Annotated in this window: 19 protein-coding genes; 6 read left to right on the top strand and 13 right to left on the bottom strand. The window is 61.1% G+C overall.

Annotated elements, in window-relative coordinates; genetic code table 11:
• Positions 1-5 precede the first annotated feature (5 nt).
• From hpnE to HMPREF9695_RS05160, 6 genes are all read right to left on the bottom strand, one after another.
• Positions 6-1,265 carry a hydroxysqualene dehydroxylase HpnE gene (gene hpnE, locus HMPREF9695_RS05185; protein ID WP_006019760.1) on the bottom strand — a complete coding sequence of 420 codons (1,260 nt, stop codon included), beginning with the start codon at positions 1,263-1,265 and terminating at the stop codon, positions 6-8.
• On the bottom strand, positions 1,265-2,119 hold the full coding sequence (hpnD, locus tag HMPREF9695_RS05180) for a presqualene diphosphate synthase HpnD (RefSeq protein ID WP_006019758.1): 855 nt from the start codon (positions 2,117-2,119) through the stop codon (positions 1,265-1,267). The genes hpnE and hpnD overlap by 1 nt, the downstream gene beginning before the upstream one ends.
• A gap of 1 nt (position 2,120) precedes the next feature.
• On the bottom strand, positions 2,121-3,002 hold the full coding sequence (gene hpnC / locus HMPREF9695_RS05175) for a squalene synthase HpnC (protein ID WP_006019757.1): 882 nt from the start codon (positions 3,000-3,002) through the stop codon (positions 2,121-2,123).
• Entirely contained in the window at positions 2,999-4,153 is a 1,155-nt protein-coding gene (locus HMPREF9695_RS05170) for a glycosyltransferase (RefSeq protein WP_167540043.1), read from the bottom strand. The genes hpnC and HMPREF9695_RS05170 overlap by 4 nt, the downstream gene beginning before the upstream one ends.
• A 193-nt stretch (positions 4,154-4,346) precedes the next feature.
• Positions 4,347-5,534, bottom strand: a complete 1,188-nt coding sequence (locus tag HMPREF9695_RS05165; protein ID WP_006019755.1) for a BaiN/RdsA family NAD(P)/FAD-dependent oxidoreductase — start codon at positions 5,532-5,534, stop codon at positions 4,347-4,349.
• Between the two features lie 45 nt (positions 5,535-5,579).
• Positions 5,580-7,166 carry a B12-binding domain-containing radical SAM protein gene (locus tag HMPREF9695_RS05160; RefSeq protein WP_041711326.1) on the bottom strand — a complete coding sequence of 529 codons (1,587 nt, stop codon included), beginning with the start codon at positions 7,164-7,166 and terminating at the stop codon, positions 5,580-5,582.
• A gap of 239 nt (positions 7,167-7,405) precedes the next feature.
• Between HMPREF9695_RS05160 and HMPREF9695_RS05155 the strand changes: the two genes are divergently transcribed.
• From HMPREF9695_RS05155 to HMPREF9695_RS05145, 3 genes are all read left to right on the top strand, one after another.
• On the top strand, positions 7,406-8,404 hold the full coding sequence (locus tag HMPREF9695_RS05155) for an NADP-dependent oxidoreductase (protein ID WP_006019753.1): 999 nt from the start codon (positions 7,406-7,408) through the stop codon (positions 8,402-8,404).
• 127 nt (positions 8,405-8,531) lie between these two features.
• Entirely contained in the window at positions 8,532-9,818 is a 1,287-nt protein-coding gene (gene oxlT / locus HMPREF9695_RS05150) for an oxalate/formate MFS antiporter (RefSeq protein ID WP_006019752.1), read from the top strand.
• 134 nt (positions 9,819-9,952) lie between these two features.
• Positions 9,953-11,542, top strand: a complete 1,590-nt coding sequence (locus HMPREF9695_RS05145) for a gamma-glutamyltransferase family protein (RefSeq protein WP_006019751.1) — start codon at positions 9,953-9,955, stop codon at positions 11,540-11,542.
• A 210-nt stretch (positions 11,543-11,752) separates the two neighbouring features.
• Here HMPREF9695_RS05145 and eda read toward each other — a convergent pair whose 3' ends face one another.
• The 7 genes from eda to HMPREF9695_RS05110 all read right to left on the bottom strand — a co-directional run bounded on the left by eda (position 11,753) and on the right by HMPREF9695_RS05110 (position 18,936).
• On the bottom strand, positions 11,753-12,412 hold the full coding sequence (eda, locus tag HMPREF9695_RS05140) for a bifunctional 4-hydroxy-2-oxoglutarate aldolase/2-dehydro-3-deoxy-phosphogluconate aldolase (protein WP_006019750.1): 660 nt from the start codon (positions 12,410-12,412) through the stop codon (positions 11,753-11,755).
• Complete coding sequence (locus HMPREF9695_RS05135; protein WP_006019748.1) at positions 12,409-13,347, bottom strand: sugar kinase; 939 nt, start codon at positions 13,345-13,347, stop codon at positions 12,409-12,411. The genes eda and HMPREF9695_RS05135 overlap by 4 nt, the downstream gene beginning before the upstream one ends.
• Positions 13,348-13,365: 18 nt before the next feature.
• A complete protein-coding gene (gene denD, locus HMPREF9695_RS05130) occupies positions 13,366-14,349 on the bottom strand; it encodes a D-erythronate dehydrogenase (protein ID WP_006019747.1) in 984 nt (327 codons plus the stop codon).
• 41 nt (positions 14,350-14,390) lie between these two features.
• Complete coding sequence (locus HMPREF9695_RS05125) at positions 14,391-15,302, bottom strand: carbohydrate ABC transporter permease (protein ID WP_006019746.1); 912 nt, start codon at positions 15,300-15,302, stop codon at positions 14,391-14,393.
• Positions 15,303-15,389: 87 nt separating this feature from the next.
• Positions 15,390-16,346, bottom strand: coding sequence for a carbohydrate ABC transporter permease (locus tag HMPREF9695_RS05120; protein ID WP_006019745.1), 957 nt, complete (start codon positions 16,344-16,346; stop codon positions 15,390-15,392).
• A 120-nt stretch (positions 16,347-16,466) separates the two neighbouring features.
• Positions 16,467-17,792, bottom strand: coding sequence for an ABC transporter substrate-binding protein (locus tag HMPREF9695_RS05115; protein WP_006019744.1), 1,326 nt, complete (start codon positions 17,790-17,792; stop codon positions 16,467-16,469).
• Between the two features lie 76 nt (positions 17,793-17,868).
• Positions 17,869-18,936, bottom strand: coding sequence for an ABC transporter ATP-binding protein (locus tag HMPREF9695_RS05110; RefSeq protein ID WP_006019743.1), 1,068 nt, complete (start codon positions 18,934-18,936; stop codon positions 17,869-17,871).
• 206 nt (positions 18,937-19,142) lie between these two features.
• Between HMPREF9695_RS05110 and HMPREF9695_RS05105 the strand changes: the two genes are divergently transcribed.
• The 3 genes from HMPREF9695_RS05105 to HMPREF9695_RS05095 all read left to right on the top strand — a co-directional run bounded on the left by HMPREF9695_RS05105 (position 19,143) and on the right by HMPREF9695_RS05095 (position 22,722).
• On the top strand, positions 19,143-21,020 hold the full coding sequence (locus HMPREF9695_RS05105) for an IlvD/Edd family dehydratase (protein ID WP_245258715.1): 1,878 nt from the start codon (positions 19,143-19,145) through the stop codon (positions 21,018-21,020).
• A gap of 15 nt (positions 21,021-21,035) precedes the next feature.
• Entirely contained in the window at positions 21,036-21,770 is a 735-nt protein-coding gene (locus HMPREF9695_RS05100) for an SDR family oxidoreductase (RefSeq protein WP_006019741.1), read from the top strand.
• A 205-nt stretch (positions 21,771-21,975) separates the two neighbouring features.
• Complete coding sequence (locus tag HMPREF9695_RS05095; RefSeq protein ID WP_006019740.1) at positions 21,976-22,722, top strand: SDR family NAD(P)-dependent oxidoreductase; 747 nt, start codon at positions 21,976-21,978, stop codon at positions 22,720-22,722.
• The last annotated feature ends 41 nt before the right edge of the window (positions 22,723-22,763 follow it).

Genomic DNA, 22,763 nt, shown 5'->3' with positions numbered 1-22,763 from the left:
GTCCGCTATCGCATTTGCAGCGCCAGATCGGCGGCGCGATCGCCAGAGCGGATCGAGCCTTCGATGGTCGCTGGCAGTCCCGTATCAGTCCAGTCCCCGGCGAGGAATAGGTTTTTCCACTCAGTGACCGGCCCTGGGCGCATGGCATTCTGTTCCGGAGTTGCCTCAAATGTGGCACGGCGCTCTCGCACGATCTGCCACGGCGGCAGCGCCCCCTCCGCCACCTCATCACTGATGCCCGCAGCCTTGCAGATGTCGCGCCAGATGTCGCGGGCAAGCTGCTCGCGCGGCACATTCACCAGCCGGTCGGCATCGCTGATTGTGATGGACAGCCGCTGCGGAAATGCGAACAGCCATTCGATGAGGCCGCCGATCACGCCCATCATTGGCGGCATGTTGTCCGGCGGATCGTAGCGGAAATGTGCGTTGACGATGGCGCGGAACTTGGTGGGCGTCTTGAGACCCGGCAGGATCGACGATGCGGAGCGCGGCGGAACCGCCAGCACGACAACATCGCCTGGCGCAACGACAATCGTGTCGTCACCGAATTCCAGCATCGAAATGGACTCGCCAGCCATCAGCACCTGACGCAGTTCGTGGCCAAGATTGACTGTACCGCCCTTCTCCCGGATCAGCTTCAGCGCCGGGTCGACCAGCACCGTGCTCAATCCTTCGCGCGCAATCAGCGGACGGCAGGACTTGCCGCCTGCAAGCAACGTCTCACGCACGATGGCACCAGCGAGGCCTGCGGAGCCATCCGGCGGATCGACGTTCAGCGCCGCGAGCATCAAGGGCTGTACAAGCCTCTCATAAAGCTTGCCCTCGCATTTGATCGTGTTGCCAATCAGTGCATCGTTGCCGGCCCAGGCGAGCGGAGCCAACGCAAAATAATCGCCCACGCCCGTGTCCGGCACGCGGCGTGACTTATCGAATACCCATGTCGGCAAACGGCCATTGCCGAGATCGAGCATCCAGCGCTTGCCCGCTTTCAGATCGACGAAATCGAACTGCGCGCGCTCCGGGCCGACGAGACCGTGCTCGCTCCCGATCGACAACGCATAGGAGCGTGCATGAAGATTTCCCGACAGCAGCAAATGGTTGCCGTTGTCGATGACCATGTCCGTCGCGCCATCATAATAAGAACGGCAGCGGCCACCGGCCTGCTGGGTCGCTTCGTGGACGTGAACCTCGAATCCTTCATTCGCGAGCCGTACACCCGCGGACAGGCCGGAGACCCCGGCGCCGATGATATGAGCTTTTGCCATCAGATGAATGCGTACCGAATGAGAATGAAAATCTTGGCGGCCTTGCTGAGCTTGACCGGCTTGCGCGGCAGAGCGAAGCCGCGCTCCACGAGCTTCTCGAGGATCGCGTGGTAGTATTCCGACATGATCTTCGGCGCACGGACTACGCGCCGCGAATTGCGCGCCATGATGTCATTCGACTTGGCGAAATGATCTCGCGCCTGCTTCAGAATGCCTTCGCAGGCACGCGGCAGCCGCGGGTCGGAGGCAACCACCAACGGATCGTTGGACATGATGCCGGCGGCGTTGAGGCTTTCGCGCGGCAGATAAAGCCGGCCGATACCGGCGTCCTCATCGATGTCGCGCAGGATGTTGGTGAGTTGAAGCGCGCGGCCAAGATGATGCGCCAGCAGGATGCCGTCCTCCTCGCCGAGGCCGAACACCCGCACCGACAGCCGCCCCACCGCGCTCGCCACGCGATCGCAGTAAAGATCGAGCGTCCGCGCATCAGGCGCGCGAATGTCGGCGGGGACGTCCATTTCCATGCCATCAATGATGGCGATGAAGTCTTCGCGCCGAAGACCGAACCGTTTCACCGACGGCACATAGTCGCGCAGATGTTGAGGTGGTTTCCCGGCATAAAGCGCATCGATGTCGCGCCGCCATTGATCCAGCGCCTTGAGGCGTTCAGGGCGCGGACCATCGGAGTCGGCGATGTCATCGACCTGACGGCAGAAACTGTAAATATAGAACATCGCCTCGCGCTGCTCGCGCGGCAGGATGCGCATCGCCGCGTAGAACGAGCTGCCCGAGGCAACGCCCTGAACATTCGCTTCCGGCGCGGCGGCGTGCGGCGCTGTGCTCGTTGAGGTCATGTCAGATCACACGTCCGGTGCTGGCCGGACGTGGCATTTGCCCCGTCACGCGCCGGAACAAGCCACCCGCCATCGCGGAGAGCGCAACGCCCGCCATCTGCCCCTTCGACAGATGGACATTCTCGCTGAGCGGATCGCGCACTTTCAACAAGTTCACGATCTTGTCGGCGAAAGCATCGATCACGCAAACCTCCAGCGCGAACCGGGTGTCCTTGATCTCGCCTGGAAGCGAACGGCCCTCGTGCAAGAGCGTCTCGGTGCGCCGCGCCAGCGCCTGCAGACATTTCAGCAACGCGGGCGCGGAACGCGCCTCTCCGAGCATCTCGACAGTAGCACCCGATGCCGCCAGTGCGTCGCGCGGGATGTAGACCCGATTGAGATTGCGATAGTCCTTGCCGCAATCCTGCAGATGGTTGTTGATCTGCAATGCGGCGCAGATCGCGTCGGACGCCGCCCACGTCGAGCGGTCCTCGCCATGAACGTCGAGCATGAAGCGGCCGACCGGCATCGCCGAGAGCGAGCAGTAGTGGATCAGTTCGTCCCAGTTCTCGTAGCGCAGCTTGGTGACATCGAGACGAAACGCGTTAAGCAAATCCTGCGCATGCTTCGGGGACATTCCGCGTTCGGCAAACGCCTTGCGCAGCGCCACCGCTTCCGGCTGCGTGTCGCCATTACCCAGCAGTTCGGCTTCCAGCAGATCGAGCTTGTCGAGCTTCTCCTGCGCGGGCAGCGTCGCATGATCGGCGACGTCGTCGCCGGTGCGCACAAAATTATAGAACGCAAGGATCAGCGCCCGGTGGCGCGGATGGATGATCCATGACGCGACCGGGAAGTTTTCGTCCTTGTGGCTTTTGCCTGAACGCAATTCGCCTGCTGTTGTCATTGCGAGCTGGATACCTGTGCCTGGGCGCGGCCTTTCCACATTCCGCCACGCCCCTGAAAATGCTGGATCGCGGAGTTGACCGTGAACACCATGTAAGCGACTGCGATTGCGGGAAGCGCCGGTCCCCAAAGAGCCGACTGCCCATAGTATCGCAGCGTGGGCTGGAACGCGAGGGCCATCAGCAGCCACGCCGCGGCCGCAAATACCGCCGCAAGGCCGTGACCGAACAGCACAATAAGGACCGGTGCGAGGAACACGATTGTCATCGCAAAGATGGTTCCAATCAGAAGCGCCAGCGAATAGTGCAACTGCGCATAGGCTGAACGTGAGATCATCTGTCCCACGTCACCAACGGTATCCGATGCACGAACGCTGACGACGTTCTGCGAGAAACCAAGCCATACCGGTCCCTGCGTCTTCAGCCGTACACCAAGTGCGCAGTCATCGATCAGCGACCCGCGAATGGCGTCGATACCGCCGGCATTCTTCAGCGCGTCCCATCGCGCCAGAATGCATCCGCCGGCGGCCGCACCGGTCGCGCGCCTGCGGCTGCGCACCCAACCGAACGGATAAAGCATCCCGAAGAAGAAGATGAAGGCCGGGATCAGATATTTCTCGGCCAAGCTCTCGCAGCGAAGTTTCGCCATGATCGACGTCATCGCGAGCTTTTCGTTTTGTGCGCGAGCCACCAGCCGCATCAGCACATCGCCGGAGTAAACGATGTCGGCATCCGTCAGAAGAACATATTCAGGCTGCGTTGCGCTGCTTTCGACCAGCGTGAGCCCCTGCTTCACCGCCCAGAGCTTGCCCGTCCAGCCCGACGGCAATGGGCGGCCCTGTAAAACCGTCAGACGATCCGATGCGCCGATCTTTGCCGCGGCTTCGCTTGCGATCTGCGAGGTGCCGTCCTGGCTTTGATCATCGACCAGGATCATCGACAGCGCGCCGGGATAAGGCTGGCTGAGGATCGAGGTCACGCAGGCACCGACGCCCGCAGCCTCATCGCGTGCCGGCACGACGACGGCGACCGGCGGCCAGTTCATGAAGCCGGGCGCAGGCGCAAGGTCATCGAACTTCTGCGTTCGCCAGAAGTCGCCCCGGGCCACAATCAGATAGACCCAGATCGCCAAGGCTACGGCAGCGATGACCAATGGTATTTCAGCTGACAATTCAGGCTCGCGAGCAGGTTTGGGACGGCGGCAACCGTGGGCCTCCGCCGCAGTCGATTAGCAGGTTCGCGCCCCTGAAGACAATCCTCCATTCTGACGAAATATTCTTGCAATTTCAGTGGTTTATAGGGAGGTTTGGGCTGAAAACCCATCTCGATAGCTTCCAGGGAACCGGTCAGACGATTTGGCCGGCGGCAAACCCCGACGACCAGGCCCACTGGAAGTTGAAACCGCCAAGATGGCCGGTGACGTCGATCACCTCGCCAATGAAAAACAAACCGGGGACCGACCTGGATTCAAAGGTCTTCGACGACAATTCCGCCGTATCCACCCCGCCCAGCGTGACTTCCGCTGTACGGTAGCCTTCGGTCCCGCGCGGCGTCACCTGCCACTTGTTCACGAGCACAGCTACCGCCTGCAATTGGCGATCGGACATGTCCGCCATTCGCGACATTCCACCACCCGCCTCCGCGATCCTCTGCGCAAGCCGCGACGGCAATAGCCGCGCAAGCCCGGTCGCCAGCTCCTGGCGAGGATGATCCCGCCGCAACTCTTTCAGCGCGGCGAAAACATCAACACCCGGCGCCATATCGATCTGAATATCGTCGCCGTCGCGCCAATAGGATGAAATTTGCAGGATCGCCGGGCCGCTCAATCCGCGATGGGTGAACAGCATCGCCTCGTCGAATTGCACCCCATCGCAACTCACAATCGCATCGACAGCAACGCCCGCGAGGTCTTTGGACCGCGCCAGCAAAGCCTCATCGAATGTCAGCGGCACCAGCCCCGCGCGCGGGGGGACGATCTTAAGACCGAACTGCTCGGCGATTTTGTAGCCGAAACCGCTCGATCCCATTTTCGGAATCGAAGGACCGCCGGTCGCGATCACCAGCGATTGCCCGCGGATCTCGCCGCAATCGGTGGCGACCGTGAAGCCACTCTCACCCTTCCCAACCGACGAGATTTTGGCGCCAAGATGCAGGGTCACGTCCGCGGCTTCGCATTCATCGAGCAGCATGTCGATGATCTGCTGCGAGGAGTCGTTGCAGAACAGTTGTCCGCGCGTCTTCTCGTGATAGGCGATGCGGTGCTTCTCGACCAGGGCAATAAAATCGTGCTGCGTATAGCCGCTCAGCGCCGACTTGCAGAAGTGCGGATTGCGCGACAGGAAATTCGCAGGCGTCGCGTGCAGATTGGTGAAATTGCAGCGCCCGCCGCCAGAAATGCGGATCTTCTCGGCAGGCCGCTTCGCCTGTTCGATCACCACCACGCGCCGGCCGCGGCTTCCCGCAACGCTGGCGCACATCAAGCCCGCCGCGCCTCCGCCGAGGACAACGACGTCGTAAACCAGCGGCTGTTTCATGAATGCCCGGACGACAAGGGGGCTGGCGATGCCGTCATGCGCGCATCACTCAGCAGCGACAGGCATGTCCCGCAATCTTGTCGAATAATATGAAGCATTCTGCTGCCCGCTTGAAGCGTCCCGGGCAAACACTATCAGATGGTGCGCGACCAGACCAACGCTGATGACCCGCTCGATATCGCCTGTTTTAAGGCGCGGCCATGCGAACTTCCAGAACTCGCGGCGATAGTCGCCCTTCACACCGACGTGCCAGATGATGTTCGAGAGCATCGTCATGCCGCGTTTGATGTTGCTCCATGACAGCCGCTGCTTGCTGTTTGGCGGCTGAAACCGGTTCGGATAGGTTTCGCGCACCTGATGCTCGAACCGCGCGAACAGTTTCTCCGGCGTGTAAGCCCGGCCCATACATTCCCGCCATGTCGAGACGACGTGTTCGTAGGGGAGGAAGAAATCAACGTTGGAATCGCGATCGCTGTCCTCGATCAGACGGCCCTCGCGCTTCAGGCGATCGTACAGAGGCGTGCGCGGCAACGCCTGCAACAGATTGATGGTCAGCAGTGGAATCTGGGACTGGTCGATGAATTCGAGAATGCCCTCGCCGGCATCGAGCTTGTCGGTGTCGAGACCGAGAATGATGCCGGACACCACCTCCAGCCCGTAACTGTTCAACGTTCGCACGCCCTCCAGGATCGGGACCATCATATTGTGCTGCTTCGACATCGCCTTCAGCGCGTCGGGATCCGGCGTCTCGATTCCCGCGAACAGCGTCGTGAAGTATGCCTCGCGCATCAGCGACAGGATTTCCGGTCGCTTGGCGATGTTCAGCGTCGCTTCGCAGGCAAACTGGATAGCGTATCCATTGCGTTTCTGCCATTCGACCAGATGCGGAAGCAGGTCCAGCGTCGCCTTCCGGTTGCCGATGAAATTGTCGTCGACGAAATAGACCGCGCCCGCGAGGCCGCATTCCAGCATCTTGTCGAGTTCGGCGATCACCTGCTCTGGAGACTTGAGGCGCGGGTTGCGGCCATACAGCGCCGGAATGTCGCAGAACTCGCACTGATACGGACAGCCCGACGAAAACTGGATGCTGCCGATGAAATACTTGTTGAGTGGAAGCAGCTCATAGGCTGGAAGCGGAAACGCCGCCATATCCCGACGCTCTTTGGTCGTCAGAATCACCTGACGATCGGGCCGCGCGGAATCCCTGCCCAGACGCCGGAAGAGTTCATAGGTCGCGTCGCCAAGTTCGCCGACATGCAGGTAATCGAAGTCCGGGTAATATTCCGGGCAAGCGCTCACGGAAGGGCCGCCCAGCGCCACGGCTAAGTCATGCTGATGCGCCCGCCGGCAGATATCGTTGATCTGCGGCCGCTGGATATGCATGCCGCTGACGAACACAGCGTCCGCCCAGATGAAGTCCTCGTCGGTTGCCGCCCTGATGTTCTCGTCGATAAAGCGGACCTTCCACCCGGCCGGAAGCGAGGCCGCGATCAGCAGGAGGCCCTGCGGGGGCATGAAAGCCTGAACGCCATCGGTCAGAGGGTATGCGTATTCGAAAGTGCCAAATGAGGGGGAATATCGGGGAAAAACACAAAGGATGCGGCGTAGGGAAGGACTTACCACGTCTCTCATCAGGCCCCCTGCTCTCGAAATGTGCAGTTGCGCTAAGAACGGGCCACAATTCCGGTGAGATTAGGGCACTTCCGAGGACGCAGACCCGCTCTCAGCGCGGCCATACTCAGACAAGCAAGCTGCGGTCCACTCCGAGAAGAACGCCCTCAACATGGCTCGGTTCCACCCCGTTCCAATCCCGGATCAAAGGCTGCTATCGTCGCGGGATAAAAAGACACAAGCCCTGCGGAGGAATGCCTATGACACAGACCAATCGTCAGATTCTGCTGGTCGAGAAGCCGACCGGAAAGCTGCTGCCCCAGAATTTCAAGATGGCGGAAGCAGCCATTCCCGAACCCAAGGACGGCGAGGTTCTGCTGCGGGTGCTTTACATCTCGCTCGATGCGGCCAACCGCGCCTGGATGCAGGGTGCGACCTACCGTGCAGCCGTCGAGGCCAATACCGTGATGGCGGGCGGCGCCATTGCCGAAGTGGTGAAATCCAATGCGCCGGGCTTCACCCCCGGCGATCTGGTGTTCGGCGATACCGGCTGGCAGGACTACGCCGTGGTCCGCGCAAAACATCTGGTCAAGGTGCCGCGCATCGATCCGATCACCAACCTGCTCAGCGTGTACGGCGTAGCAGGTCTCACCGCCTATTTCGGCCTGCTCAACGTCGGCAAGCCGAAGGCAGGCGAAACCGTCGTGGTATCCGCCGCCGCAGGATCGGTCGGCTCCTTCGTCGGGCAGATCGCCAAGATCAAGGGCTGCCGCGTGGTCGGCATCGCGGGCGGCAAGGAGAAGTGCAACTGGCTGGTTTCGGAGCTCGGTTTCGATGCGGCAGTGGATTACAAGTCCGAGCCCGTGTTCAAAGCGCTGAAGGCGGCCGCGCCGAACGGCATCGACGTTTACTTCGACAATGTCGGCGGCGATATTTTCGAAGCCTGCCTGCCGCAGATGAACCAGCACGGCCGTATCTCCTGCTGTGGAGCCGTGTCGGCCTATGACGGCACGCCGCCAGCCCACGGCCCCCGGGGCGTCCCGGGACTGATCGTCGTCAAGCGCCTGATCGTGCAGGGCTTCATCTTCACCGACTTCAATGATCAGCGTGACGCCGCGATGGCTGACCTTCAGTCGTGGGTGAAGGCCGGCAAGATCAAGGTGCAGGAAGACATCATCAACGGCTTGGAAAACACGCCGAACGCGCTGATCGGACTTCTCGCCGGCGAGAATCGCGGCAAGCGAATGGTCAAGGTGTGAGGAACACTTCGACCACGGATTCATTCCGTTCAAAAATGCATGTACCACCACCCCACAAACGCATAACGCCGATAAGGTGAGTGGCACGTACATTGCTGTGTTTTCTCCAACCATGGAGAAAACCGGCATGAGTCTCACCACCGATCTCAAGGCAAGCAACGCACGCTGGATTCAACTGTTGCTGGGCGTCATCGCGATGATGGCGATCTCCAGCCCGCAATACGTCTGGACGCTGTTCGTCAAATCCTTCCAGACCACAACGGGCGCAACGCTTCCCGCGATCCAGATCACCTTCTCGTTGCTGATCGTCCTGCAAACATGGCTGTCGCCGGCACAGGGCTGGCTGATCGACCGTTTCGGACCAAAGCTCCTGATCGCCGCAGGCACCGTTCTGAGCGGACTGGGATGGGTACTCTCGGCCTATGCAACATCGCTGACCGCGCTTTATGCAACCTATGGCTTGTTTTGCGGCATCGGCACCGGCATCGTTTATGTCGGCATTGTCGGCCTGATGGTGCGCTGGTTCCCGGACCGGCGCGGTTTCGCCACGGGGATGGTTGCCGCCGGATATGGGTTCGGCGCGATCCTGACCACGTTCCCGATCGACGCCATGCTGAAGAGTTCGACATATCAGTCGACGCTGATCACCTTCGGCATCATTCTCGGCGCCGTTGGCCTTCTGGCCGCGCTCGGTTTGCGCAATCCCAAAGCCGGAGAGACCGCGGCAGCGGCGACCTCGATCAAGGTCGCAACCTCGGCCGTGGATTACGAACCGAAGCAGATGCTGAAGACACCGATCTTCTGGCTGATGTTCGTCATGATGACGATGATGTCCACCGGCGGGCTGATGGTGATTTCGCAGTTCGCAAATTTCACCAAGGATTTTGGCGTCGCAAATGTGATGGTCTGGGGTCTGGCGGCCCTGCCGCTCGCGCTCACCATCGATCGCATCACCAATGGACTGACCCGGCCATTCTTCGGCTGGGTATCGGATCGCATCGGACGTGAGAATACGATGGGCCTCGCGTTTATCTTCGAAGGCATCGCCATCGCATTGATGGTCGCCTTCCGCGACAACGCGCTTGCGTTCGTGCTGCTGTCGGGCGTCGTGTTCTTCGGCTGGGGCGAGATTTTCTCGCTGTTCCCCTCCACCCTGACCGACACCTTCGGCACCAAGAACGCGACCACGAATTACGGGTTTCTCTACATGGCCCAGGGCATCGGTTCTGTGCTCGGCGGCCCGGTTGCAGCAATGATCCGTGAATCCACCGGGAGCTGGATGCCGGTCTTCGGCCTGATTATCGTCATGGATGTGCTGACCGGCCTGCTCGCCCTGTTCGTCTTGAAACCATGGCGGATGGCATGGTTCGGGCACGCCGCACCCGGCACACCTCTGGCTGCCCCCGCCGAATAGGTTTCTTAGCGAATCCACGCCAAAATACCCGGCGAAAGCCGGTTATTTTGCGGTTTGCCAAAAGTGAAGTATTCACTTACATATGGCATAGCGTCCATTGTCGGCGCGTCAACGCTAGACCATGGATACGATCAATGCTGAATACGCCTCGCTCCCGCCGCGGCATGGTAACCTCGCCGCACCATCTCGCCAGCGAAGCCGGGCTGCGCGTGCTGCGCGAAGGCGGCAACGCCATCGAGGCAACGCTGGCCATGGCAGCGAGCCTGCCGGTTGTCTATCCGCACATGAACTCGATCGGCGGTGATGGCTTCTGGCTGATTTCCGCCGGCGGCAAGCCACCGATTGCGGTGGACGGCTGCGGCGCGGCGGCTCAGGCTGCGACTGTTGAATTCTACAAGGGCAAGGGTCTGTCCGCAATTCCATCACGCGGTCCACTCGCCGCCAATACAGTCGCTGGCACGCTGTCCGGCTGGGCCGAGGTGATCGCGATCAACAAGGAGATGGGCGGAAAACTTCCGCTGTCCCGGCTTGTGGAAGATGCGGCGTGGTCCGCGGAGAACGGCTTTGCCGTCACCGCGACACAGCAGGAATTGACCGAGACGAAATTCGCCGAACTGAAAGACTCGCCGGGCTTTGTCGATACATTCCTGCTTGGCGGCAAGCTGCCGAAGGAAGGCCAGTTGATGAAGCTGCCCGCGCTCGGCGCAACGCTGAAGCGGCTCGGCCAGCACGGCCCAATGGATTTCTACACCGGCGCACTGGCAAAGGAGATCGCTGCGGATCTGGCGCGCTGCGGCTCCCCGGTCACGCTGGCCGATCTTGCTGCACAGAAAGCGCAGCGCCGTCAGGCGCTGTCGGTCGCGGTCAAGGGCGCGACGCTGTACAACTTCCCGCCGCCGACGCAGGGCCTCGCCTCGCTGATGATCCTCGCGATCTTCGAGCGGCTCGGCGTCAAGGAAGCCGAAACGTTCGAGTATCTCCATTGCATTGTCGAAGCGACCAAGCAGGCGTTTCTCGTGCGGGACCGCATCGTGGGCGACCCTGCATTGATGGAGGAAAAGGCCGAACACTACCTGACTTCCGCCACGCTCGACGGGCTCGCGGCCAACGTCAACCGCAAGCGCGCGCTGCCATGGCCGGTGCCGGTCAATCCGGGCGACACCGTGTGGCTCGGCGCCGTGGACAAGGACGGCATCGCTGTCAGCTTCATCCAGAGCATCTACTTCGAATTCGGCTCCGGCTGCGTGCTGGAGAATTCCGGCATCGTCTGGCAGAACCGCGGCTCGAGCTTCCTGCTCGATGGCGATGGACCGCGCGCGCTGCGCCCCGGCCGCAAGCCGTTCCACACCCTCAACCCGGCGATGGCGTTGTTCGACGATGGCCGCCGCATGGTCTATGGCAACATGGGCGGCGAAGGGCAGCCGCAGAGCCAGTCCGCCGTGTTCAGCCGCTACGCCATGTACGGTCAGGGCTTGCAGGCGGCGATCACCGCGCCGCGCTGGCTGCTCGGCAAGACATGGGGCGACGCCACGGTGACGCTCAAGCTGGAAGACCGTTTCGATCCGGCGGTGGTTCAGGCCATGCGAGATGCCGGTCACGACATCGAGATCCTGCCGGCTTTCACCTCGACCATGGGCCACGCCGGCGCTGTCGTACGTCATGCCGACGGAATGTTCGAGGGAGCGACCGATCCACGCAGCGACGGCGCAGCGATGGGATTTTGAGAGTCGGAACGAGTCTTTAAGAGGCGGGATTCGTCTTCAGGATGAACTTGAACGTCCGTTTCGCGCGAGGTTGCGATATGAGTCGCAACCCGTTCACCGGACTCAGGTTTTTCGAATTGAGGCCCACACATATGATGTCCTCCTCGCGAAAGCGGGGACGACATCGAGAGTAGCGTAGCGCGTAAACGGGGAGAGGTGACAAAACTGAAGCTACCTTCGCCGCAGCGATTTCATCGCGTCGACGCAGCGGCCGGTGATGACTTCCCAGTTCCCCGCTTTGACGTCCGATGCCGGGCATAGCCACGACCCGCCGACCGCGATGACATTCGGCTCAGCCAGCCATGTTGCGGCGTTGGCGGCGCTGACGCCACCGGTCGGGCAAAAGCGCGTATGGGGGAACGGTCCGGCCAGAGTGCGCAGCATCGGAATGCCGCCGGATTGCTCGGCGGGAAAGAATTTCAGCAGATCAAATCCCCGCGCCCGCGCCTGCATCAGCTCAGATGCTGTAGCGACACCCGGCAGTAGCGGAAGGTCGCTCGCCGCTGCGGCGTCGAGCAACTCCGGCGTCGCGCCGGGACTGACCGCGAACCGCGCGCCGAGGGCCTGCGCTCGGCGCAGGTCGTCCGCGTTGAGGACGGTGCCGATTCCGACTACGGCCTCCGGGACCTCGGCGATAATCGCTCTGGCGGCATCGGCTGCCGCCTCTGTGCGGAACGTGATTTCGAGCGTTTTCACGCCACCCGCCACCAGCGCTCGGGCCAGAGGCACGCCATCCTCGACGCGGCCGATGGTCAATACCGGAATAATCCGTGCAGGAATCAGGATCTTCTCCAGGGCGGCCTGCCTCTCAGAGCCCGACATGCCCGTCATGATGATCGCTCCATCCCGGCCGCGCTGGCCGTCCCGTTAGACGGCATCGCGGCGCGCGGAATGATTGCGCCCCGGTGACCGATCACCACACCGGCCAGACGATGCCCGGCCAGCGCCGCCTCAACAGGCGCTATTCCGTCCAGCCGCGCAGCAAGATAGGCGGCTGCGAAACTGTCACCCGCCGCTGTCGTATCCACCACTTTGCTAACCGGGTCCGCCTTCACGGCGTGCTCCACGCCATCATGCCTGACAACGCTGCCCGGCGTTGCAAGTTTGAGCACGACCTCGCGGGCGGCCATGCGGTCAATCAGTTCACCGTGCATGCGCGCTCCGAATAATGGAGTGAGGTCATCGACGGACGCCAGAACGATATCCGCGACGGCAAGGATATCGCGATAGACCTGACGCGCGGTATCCAGCACCGGCCAGCCTTGAACGCGGAAATTGGTGTCGAACGCCACGCGCGTCGAGCCCTCGCGAGCCTTCCGGAGCGCATCGATCAGCCGCTGACGGCCATCGGGGCTATAGAGCGACAGCGTAACGCCTGAGAGATAGATCAGATCATAGCTTGCCAGCGCCGCCAGGATTGCATCGGTCTGCGGCAAATCGAGCAGCATCCGCGCCGCCGCGCTCTCGCGCCAGTAGTAGAATGACCGTTCACCCGCCTCGCTGGTCCGTATCACATAGAGGCCGGGCAGCTTGCCGTCGATCCGCGCAACGCGCGCGGTACCAACGTCCTCGCCCTTCCAGGCTTCAACCATTTCGTCGCTGAATGGATCGATCCCAAGCGCAGTCACGTAGTCCACGCTCACACCAAGACGCGCAAGATACACCGCCGTGTTCAGGGTATCGCCGCCATAGCTACGCGTCAGTTGACCACCGGCGCCCTGCGAAAGTTCGATCATGCATTCGCCAATGCAGGCGACAGTCGTCATCGCTGCACCGGCGTTGTGTCAGGACACGAATGAACCGTCGAGTTCGTCTTCAATATGAATTCGAATGATGTCATCGAAGGTCTTTTCGGCCGTGGTGAAACCGAGTTTGAGCGCGCGATCGGTGACGAAATCGCGCGGCCAGCCGGCCACAATGCCGACAATGGTCGGGTCTGGCTCGCGCTTGATCCGTGCCGTCACGTTCGGCCCTGCCACGCGTGTCAGCGCGGCGATCTGCTCGCCGACCGTCACCGAGAGTCCCGGCATGCTGAGCGCCCGGCGCGGACCGATGGTGCCGGTGTCCATGGTGGCGGCGTGCAGCAGGAAGCCGACTGCGGAGCGCGGCGATGCGTGCCAGTGGCGCACATCTTCGGACACGGGCAGAACTGCTTCCTTGCCGGCCAACGGCTCGCGGATAATGTTGGAGAAAAAGCCGGACGCCGCCTTGTTCGGCAGCCCGGGCCGCACACAAATGGTCGGCAGACGGATGCTGACGCCGTCGAGCAGGCCCTTACGGGAGTAGTCGGAAACCAGAAGCTCGCCGATCGCCTTCTGCGTGCCATAGCTCGTCAGCGGTGTGGTGAAGAACTCGTCACCGATTTTATCCGGGAACGGCGCGCCGAACACTGCAATAGATGATGTAAACACCATGCGAGGCTTGTAGTCACCGCCGACGGCGCGAATGGCGTCGATCAGATAACGCGTGCCGTCGAGATTGATGCGGTAGCCCTTGTCGAAGTCCGCTTCAGCCTCACCCGAGACAATGGCCGCGAGATGGAAAATCACATCCGGTTTTGCCGCCACCAGTTTGGTCACCGCAGCCTGATCCGCGACGTCGCACGTCACCGTCTCGACGGGAATGGAGGTATTCGGCTTTGCCGGAGCGACGACATCCTGCAACGTCATGCGGGTGATGTCAGACTTTCCGAGCCTGCCGTCGCGGAGTAACCGATCGACAAGTTTGCGCCCCACCATGCCGGCCGCGCCGAGAACCAGAATATGCAAAGCCTTCGCCCTTCTTTGGAGTTTCTTCTTGATGTCGAGGTCTATTCCTTGACCGCGCCGGTCATGGCGGACACGTAGTGCTCCACGAAGAACGCGTAAAGAACGACCAGCGGCAGTGAGCCGACCAGCGCGCCTGCCATCAACGATCCCCATTTATAGATATCGCCGTCGACGAATTCGTTGACAATGGCGACTGGGACCGTCTTGTTCTGTGTCGAGGACAGAAAAGTCAGCGCGTAGATGAACTCGTTCCAGCAGAGCGTGAACGAGAAGATGAAAGCCGAGATCAGCCCGGGCACCGCAAGCGGCAGCACGATCTTGGTCAGGATCTGCCAGCGGCTGGCGCCGTCGATCAGAGCGCATTCTTCAAGTTCGTACGGAATGGTCTTGAAGTAGCCCATCAGCAGCCAGGTCGAGAACGGGATCAGCAGTGTCGGATACACCAGGATCAGCGACAGCGGGGAATCGAACAGTCCGTAGGAATGGATCACCGACGCCAGCGGAATGAACAGGATCGACGGCGGAATGAGATAGGCCAGGAAAATCGAGGCGCTGACGACATTGGCGCCCTTGAAGCGGAGGCGGACGATGGCATAGGCCGCCAGCACACTCGCGACAATCGAGATAAACGTTGCCGCAGCGGCGACATACATCGTGTTCCACAGCCAGCGCGGATATTGGGTTTCGAACAGCAGCTTCTGGATATGCTTCAAGGTCGGCTTCACAACCCAGAACGGGTTGTAAGTCTCCATATCGATCAACTGTTCATCGGGTTTGATCGAGGTCAGCGCCATCCAGTAAAACGGAAACAGCAGGATGACGACCATGATGAACAGCGGAATGTAGAGCGTCACGATTTTGCTGGGCAGTGTCTCGAGATAGCTCATGCCCTCGCTGTTATCGGTCGACGACTGCGCTGTCGCGGCTGGCGGATGTGCTGCGTGATCGGTCATTGTCAGATCCTTGCTGCCATTTGCGCCATTCGCGCGCGGGCCTTTCCCCGACCGCGCAAAACCAAAGACTTCAGCGGCGCGACGTCATCAGTCATTGTCGGACCCCTGCTGCCATTTACGCCGCTGCATGCCGAACCACGAGATGGTAATGGCCGCGAGCAGGAACGGAATCATTGCGGTTGCGATCGCCGCGCCCTCGCCGAGCCGGCCGCTGAGAATGCCGCGCTGATAACTCAACGTCGCCATCAAATGTGTGGCGTTGACCGGGCCGCCGCGCGTCAGCGCCCAGATCAACTGGAAATCGGTGAAGGTGAACAGCACCGAGAATGTCATGACAACTGCGATGATCGGCGTCAGCAGCGGATAGGTGATGTAGCGGAAACGCTGCCAGTTGGTCGCGCCGTCGAGAGTCGCGGCCTCATAGAGCGATGGCGACACCGTCTGCAAACCTGCGAGCAGCGTAATGGCGACGAACGGCACGCCGCGCCAGATATTGGCGATGATGACGCTCACACGCGCCCAGGTGGAGTCGCCCAGAAAATTGATGTTCTGATGGATCAAGCCCATCTTGGTGAGCGACCAGGAAATGATCGAGAATTGCGAGTCGTAGATCCACCAGAATGCGATCGCGGACAAAACTGTGGGCACGATGAACGGAATCAGAACGGCAGCGCGGATCAGCGCCTTGAACGGCATACTGCGGTTGAGCAGCAGCGCAAGATAAAGTCCGAGTGCGAATTTGATGGCGCTGGCGACGATCGTGTAAACGAGGGTGTTGAACACCGACAGCCAGAAGACGCCGTCTTCCCACAACCATTCATAGTTCTCGATACCGATGAACTGTCCGGCGCGGCCGATGCGAACATCGGTAAAACTCATCCAGACGCCAAGGCCGAGGGGATAAGCCAGAAACAGGATCAGGAAGCCGGCCGCAGGCAACATGAACCAGAGTGCGATCCAGTTGCGGTTCGTCACAAGACGCTGCCAGGCGGATTGCGAGCTGACATACGGCTTGGCAGAGACGGTTGCTGGAATCGTGGTCATGGTTCCGAACCCTTGTCGCGCATTTCGCAAAAGTGGAAACCAGATTTGCGGAGAGAATACGCGCAGATGGTTGATCGATAAAGCGCCGGCGCGGAAGTTCCGCGCCGGCGATGTCAATTATCAGCGATAAAGCCGCTTGGCCTGACGTTCGGCGAAGGCAATCGAGCCCTTCGCATCTTCACGACCGGTGCAGTAGTTCGCGAACATGTCGACGACGAGGAAGTCCGCGATCGCCGCTGCGGCGTTCTCTCCGAGCGTACCGAGACCACCCGGCGTCAGGGTGCGCTTGGCGACGTCGCGGTACACCGTGTTCTTCGGATCCGACGTCCAGACCGGATTGTTGTCGTAGCCGTTGAGGAATGGCGACAGATAGCCGGACGCAGACGTCAGCCACGGATTGAACTGGTCGGCCTCCATCATGAACGCGGTCAGCGCCTTGCACGCCTGCGGGAACTTCGTGAAGTTGAAGGTCAGCATCGTGAAAGGCAGATGCAGTTCGGTCGGCTTTCCGGCCGGGCCGATCGGCATGTAAGCATGATTCATGTCTTCGGCGATGTTCTTCGCCTCGCGCTTGGCGGTGACATAAACCGAGATGCCGTTGCAGGTCGCGTGCAACTGGCCGGCAAGGAACGCCTTGTTGTTTGACGAGTCGTTCCACGACGCGGTGCCGGGAATGAAGTTGTCGTACAGCGCCTTGACGTATTCCAGCGCCTTCATCGTCTCGGGCGAGTTGATGATGACCTTGTCGTTCTTGTCGACGAGATAGCCGCCATGGGTCCACAGCGCCCAGTGCAACCAAGTGTTGGCGTCGCCCGAGGCGTGGCCGAGCGCCATGCCCGCCGGTGTGCCGTTCTTGTTGAGAGCCTTGCACAGTTCGAGGAAACCCGCCGTGTCCTTCGGGAACTCCTTGAAGCCGGCCTTCTCCATCGAGCTGATACGATAGTTCATCAGCGCACCGGTGCAGGCGACCGGAATGCCGATCCACTTGCCGTTCTTGTCCTTCCCGTAGGCATTGGCCGAGTCGGCCCAGCCGCCGTACTTCTTGCCGAGATAGTCGGCAACGTCGCTCACGTCGACGCACTTCGTCGGCAACAGATGCGGCAGCGAATACAGGCCCCAGACCATGTCGAGGCCCTGCCCGGTGTTGGCCGCGACCGACGCCTTCGGCTGAATGTCGTCATACGATTCGTTGGAGACGTTGACCTCGACACCGGTGGCCTTGGTGAAGGCCGCAATGATGTCCATGAAGGCCTTGTCTTCGGCTTCCACGAAACGCTTCCACCGCAGCAGGTTGATCTTGGCGCCGGCCTCAGGCTTCCACTGCGTGGTCTGCGCCCAGGCCTTTGCGAAGCCAAGAAGCTGATCGGCTGAAACCGTCGCCGCGCCGGCGAGCACCGATGCGCCACCTTTCAGAAGCGCACGGCGATTTGGCAAAAATTTATCCATTACTTCATCTCCCTGTTGTACCGGCTCTTCGTTGTCGTGGCCGGCTGTTGGCTATGATTTTAGTGAAGCGCGATTGTTAGTTGATGAGACGCTTTCCGGTCTCCTTGTCGAAGACATGGGCTGCAGCCGGATTCGGCCGCAGCCTCACCTTGTCGCCCGGCTTCACCGGGCGGCGATCGCGGATAACGGCGATCAGATCCTGCTGGCCGATGCGTGCCACGATCTGGGTTTCCGATCCGGTCGGCTCGACCACGATGACGTCGGCTTCGATTCCGTCATCGGCGAATTCGAGATGCTCGGGACGAATGCCGTAAGTCACCGGCTTGCCGTCGAGACCGGTGCGCGAAGCCACCAGCGGCAGCTTTGCGCCGTTCGCGGTCTCGACATGCGGCGTATTACTGCCGACCAGTTTGCCGTCGAGGAAATTCATCGCCGGTGAGCCGATGAACCCTGCGACGAACTTGTTGTCCGGATGATCATAAAGCTCCAGCGGCGAACCCATCTGCTCGACAATGCCGTCGTGCATGACGACGATCTTGTCGGCCATGGTCATGGCCTCGATCTGGTCGTGCGTGACGTAGACCGTGGTCGTCTTGAGCCGTTGATGCAATTCCTTGATCTCGGTACGCATGGCCACGCGCAGCTTGGCATCCAGATTGGACAGCGGCTCGTCGAACAAAAATACCTGGGGATCACGCACAATGGCCCGGCCCATGGCGACGCGCTGGCGCTGACCGCCGGACAACTGCCTCGGATAGCGGTCGAGCAGCGGCGTAAGTGCGAGAATATCGGCGGCGCGGTGCACCAGCTTGTCGATCTCACCCTGCGGCGCGTCGCGTAGCTTGAGCGAGAAGCCCATGTTCTTGGCGACTGTCATGTGCGGATAGAGCGCATAGTTCTGGAACACCATGGCGATGTCCCGCTCTTTGGGTTGCACGTCGTTGACCACGCGGTCGCCGATCGAGATTGTTCCCGAGGTGATGTTTTCCAGACCCGCCAGCATCCGCAGCAAGGTCGACTTGCCGCAGCCGGAGGGACCAACCAGAACGACAAATTGTCCGTCCTCGATCGGAACCGTCACGCCGTGCAGGACTTCAAATCCGCCAAACGATTTTCGCACGTCGTGAATATGCACAGACGCCATAAACTCTCCTCCCTGTGGTCCCGGCGTCGTCCGGCGGAAGCCGTCGCTGCTCTGTTTTTTCTGAACTTCGATGCTCGGAAGTTTGCCGAACATAGTCTCTGCGGGTTACCCGTTCTTGCTATTAGACGGAGGTCTTAGCAGAGATTTTCGGCTTTGTCCCAAAGATCGGATGTTTGAGCCGCGAGCGTTGCAGATGACGCTTCGACATGCAAACATTACCAACGCCGACACAAGCATGTGTGCAGTGCGGGAGAAATCTTGTGAAAAAAAACGACGATAACGCCGCAACAAAAAACGGCGGAAAGCGCAAACTCCGGTCCCAGCTCTGGTTCGATAATCCTGATAATCCGGGAATGACGGCCCTTTATCTCGAGCGGTATCTGAATTACGGGCTGACGCGGCACGAACTGCAATCCGGCAAGCCCATTATCGGCATCGCCCAGACGGGCAACGATCTGTCGCCCTGCAACCGCCATCATATCGAGCTCGCGCAGCGCGTGCGCGAGGGCATCCGCGAGGCCGGCGGCATTGCGATGGAGTTTCCAACCCACCCCATTCAGGAAACAGGCAAGCGGCCGACGGCGGCGCTGGACCGCAACCTTGCCTATCTCGGCCTCGTCGAAATCCTGTTCGGCTATCCGCTGGACGGCGTGGTGCTGACCACGGGCTGCGACAAGACTACACCCGCCTGCATGATGGCGGCGGCGACCGTCAACATTCCTGCTATCGTGCTGTCGGGCGGGCCGATGCTGAACGGCTGGTTCAATGGCGAGCGAACCGGTTCCGGCACCGTTGTCTGGAAATCGCGCGAGGAAATGGCCGCCGGCAAGATCGACTATGACGAGTTCATGGAGATCGTGGCGTCGTCCGCGCCATCGGTCGGCCATTGCAACACCATGGGTACCGCCTCGACCATGAATTCGCTGGCTGAAGCGCTCGGATTTTCGCTCCCGGGCTGCGCTGCGATTCCGGCGCCCTACCGCGAACGCGGCCAGATTGCGTACGAGACCGGCAAGCGCGCCGTCGAGATGGTGTGGGAGGACCTCAAGCCCTCCGACTTCCTGACCCGGAAAGCATTCGAGAACTGCATCGTGGTCAACTCGGCAATCGGCGGCTCAACTAACGCCCCGATTCATATCAATGCGCTGGCCCGTCACATCGGCGTCGATCTCACCATCGAGGACTGGCAGACCATCGGCCACGATGTCCCGCTGCTGGTCAACATGCAGCCCGCCGGCTTCTACCTCGGCGAGGAGTATCACCGCGCCGGCGGCGTCCCCTCCGTGGTGCGCGAACTGATCAAGCACAAGCGCATCCACGAGGATACGCTCACTGTCAACGGCAAGACCATCGGCGAGAACTGCAAGGCCGCGCCCGCACCGGACAGCGACGTGATCCGCACTTACGACAAGCCATTGGTGAAAGATGCCGGCTTCATCGTCCTGCGCGGCAACCTGTTCGATTCGGCAATCATGAAGACCAGCGTGATTTCGAAGGAATTCCGCGACCGCTATCTGTCCAACCCGAAAGACCCCGAAGCCTTCGAAGGCCGCGCCATCGTCTTCGAGGGACCGGAAGACTATCATCACCGTATCGACGATGAATCCCTGAACATCGACGAACACTGCATGCTTTTCGTGCGCGGCGTCGGGCCGATCGGTTATCCCGGCGGCGCGGAGGTCGTGAACATGCAGCCGCCCGCGGCGCTGATCAAGAAGGGCATTACGTCCCTGCCGTGCATCGGCGACGGGCGACAGTCCGGCACGTCGGGCTCACCCTCGATCCTCAACGCCTCGCCGGAAGCAGCTGCCAATGGCGGACTTGCGATTCTCCGAACCGGCGACCGGGTGCGCATCGACCTCAACAAGGGCGAAGCGAATATCCTGATCTCGGACGCCGAGGTGAAGCAGCGCCACGCGGACCTGTTGGCCAAGGGCGGTTTCCCCTACCCGAAGAACCAGACGCCGTGGCAGGAGCTTTATCGCGACACGGTCGGTCAGCAGTCCACTGGCGCCTGTCTTGAACTGGCAACCCGCTATCGCAACATCGCCGGCACCGTCGGCGTGGCGCGCGACAATCACTAACGTCGGGGCTTTGATATGTCTGATCGACTGAAGGGCAAGCGCGCGTTCATCACCGCGGGCGCAGCCGGCATCGGCCGCGCCTGCGCCCTCGCCTTCACAAAGGAAGGCGCGACGGTGATTGCGACCGACATCGATGACAAGGGGCTGGCCGCGCTCGCCAGGGATGGCGTGGCCGAAACGCACAAACTCGATGTGCGCGATACCGCGGCGGTCGAAGCGATGGCGAATAAGGTCGGCAGGGTCGATGTTCTGCTCAATGCCGCCGGTTTCGTCCACAACGGCACCGTGCTGGATTGCGCCGACAGCGACTGGGACTTTTCGTTCGACCTCAATGTCAAATCAATGCACCGGACGATTCGCGCCTTCCTTCCGCTGATGCTTGAAGGCGGCGGCGGCTCGATCGTGAATGTCGCCTCCGCCGCTGGCGTATTCAAGGCCGCGCCCAACCGCTACGTTTACAGCGCGACGAAAGCTGCTGTGGCGGCTCTCACCCGCGCCGTCGCGGTCGATTTCATTACCAAGGGCATCCGATGCAACAGCATTTGCCCGGGCACCATCGAAACGCCATCGATGCTCGGACGCGCCGCCGCGCTTGGAGCCGGCGGGCGCGAAATGTTCGTCAGCCGCCAGCCAATGGGCCGCCTCGGCACCGCGGACGAAATCGCGTCGCTCGCGGTCTACCTTGCCAGCGATGAAAGCGCCTTTACCACGGGCGTCGCGCACATCATTGACGGCGGCTGGACGCTGTGATTTCGACGCTACACCAAAAGCGAAATAGAGTGAGTTATTCACCTCTCCCATGGGGAGAGGTCGGATTGCGAAGCAATCCGGGTGAGGGCGTAGAATCTCCCAATAGATTTAGTGCCCCTCACCCCACCCCTCTCCCCACCGGGGAGAGGGAGCAGTCCGCAGTTGTCGCCGCAATATCCTCATAAGAAACCTCGGGAGAGCCACCGTGAACAAGATCGATCTCAACGGACGGTTCGCCGTCGTCACCGGCGGCGCGCAGGGCTTTGGCCGCGCCATCACCGAACGCTTTGTGGCCTCGGGCGCCAAGGTTGGGATCTGGGATTTCGACCAGGCGCTGGCGGACAAAACCGCGAAAGAGATCGGCTCCGCAGTCACCGTTCTGAAGGTCGACGTTACCGATCCGGCCGCCGTGGAGGCCGCGCGCGACGCAACGCTGAAGGCGTTCGGCCGCATCGACATTCTGGTCAACAATGCGGGTATCGCGGGCGTGAACAAGACCGTCGCCGACCTGTCTTATGACGAATGGCGTCAGGTGATGAAGATCAACCTTGATGGCCCCTTCATCTGCTGCAAGGCCATCGTGCCCGTGATGATGAAGCAGAACTACGGGCGGATCGTGAACATTGCCTCCATCGCAGGCAAGGAAGGCAACCCGAACGCGTCGCACTACTCGGCCTCCAAGGCCGGCGTGATCGCACTGACAAAATCGCTCGGAAAGGAACTGGCTGGCACCGACATCGCAGTGAATGCCGTGACTCCCGCTGCCGCGAAGACAGCGATTTTCGATCAGATGACGCAGCAGCATATCGACTTCATGCTGTCGAAAATTCCGCGCGGACGCTTCCTGAAGGTGGAAGAGCTGGCTTCGCTTGTGGCGTGGATGGCATCCGAGGAATGTCTCTACACCACCGGTGCCGTGTTCGATATTTCCGGTGGCCGCGCGACCTATTGAGGATGTCCGTCATCCTGAGGTGCGAGCGCTTGCGAGCCTCG

Origin of the sequence: Afipia broomeae ATCC 49717 (assembly GCF_000314675.2) — a bacterium.
Classification (GTDB): domain Bacteria; phylum Pseudomonadota; class Alphaproteobacteria; order Rhizobiales; family Xanthobacteraceae; genus Afipia; species Afipia broomeae.
This window is presented reverse-complemented; position numbering and strand designations above follow the sequence as displayed.

Excerpts from the sequence above, each read along its gene's own strand:
- eda (WP_006019750.1), bottom strand. The coding sequence starts at position 12,412 with ATGACGGGCATGTCGGGCTCTGAGAGGCAGGCCGCCCTGGAGAAGATC.
- HMPREF9695_RS05100 (WP_006019741.1), top strand. The coding sequence starts at position 21,036 with ATGTCTGATCGACTGAAGGGCAAGCGCGCGTTCATCACCGCGGGCGCA.
- HMPREF9695_RS05125 (WP_006019746.1), bottom strand. The coding sequence starts at position 15,302 with ATGACCGATCACGCAGCACATCCGCCAGCCGCGACAGCGCAGTCGTCG.
- HMPREF9695_RS05115 (WP_006019744.1), bottom strand. The coding sequence starts at position 17,792 with ATGGATAAATTTTTGCCAAATCGCCGTGCGCTTCTGAAAGGTGGCGCA.
- HMPREF9695_RS05120 (WP_006019745.1), bottom strand. The coding sequence starts at position 16,346 with ATGACCACGATTCCAGCAACCGTCTCTGCCAAGCCGTATGTCAGCTCG.
- oxlT (WP_006019752.1), top strand. The coding sequence starts at position 8,532 with ATGAGTCTCACCACCGATCTCAAGGCAAGCAACGCACGCTGGATTCAA.
- HMPREF9695_RS05155 (WP_006019753.1), top strand. The coding sequence starts at position 7,406 with ATGACACAGACCAATCGTCAGATTCTGCTGGTCGAGAAGCCGACCGGA.
- HMPREF9695_RS05160 (WP_041711326.1), bottom strand. The coding sequence starts at position 7,166 with ATGAGAGACGTGGTAAGTCCTTCCCTACGCCGCATCCTTTGTGTTTTT.
- hpnC (WP_006019757.1), bottom strand. The coding sequence starts at position 3,002 with ATGACAACAGCAGGCGAATTGCGTTCAGGCAAAAGCCACAAGGACGAA.
- HMPREF9695_RS05135 (WP_006019748.1), bottom strand. The coding sequence starts at position 13,347 with ATGACGACTGTCGCCTGCATTGGCGAATGCATGATCGAACTTTCGCAG.
- HMPREF9695_RS05165 (WP_006019755.1), bottom strand. The coding sequence starts at position 5,534 with ATGAAACAGCCGCTGGTTTACGACGTCGTTGTCCTCGGCGGAGGCGCG.
- HMPREF9695_RS05110 (WP_006019743.1), bottom strand. The coding sequence starts at position 18,936 with ATGGCGTCTGTGCATATTCACGACGTGCGAAAATCGTTTGGCGGATTT.
- HMPREF9695_RS05145 (WP_006019751.1), top strand. The coding sequence starts at position 9,953 with ATGCTGAATACGCCTCGCTCCCGCCGCGGCATGGTAACCTCGCCGCAC.
- hpnD (WP_006019758.1), bottom strand. The coding sequence starts at position 2,119 with ATGACCTCAACGAGCACAGCGCCGCACGCCGCCGCGCCGGAAGCGAAT.
- hpnE (WP_006019760.1), bottom strand. The coding sequence starts at position 1,265 with ATGGCAAAAGCTCATATCATCGGCGCCGGGGTCTCCGGCCTGTCCGCG.
- HMPREF9695_RS05105 (WP_245258715.1), top strand. The coding sequence starts at position 19,143 with ATGCAAACATTACCAACGCCGACACAAGCATGTGTGCAGTGCGGGAGA.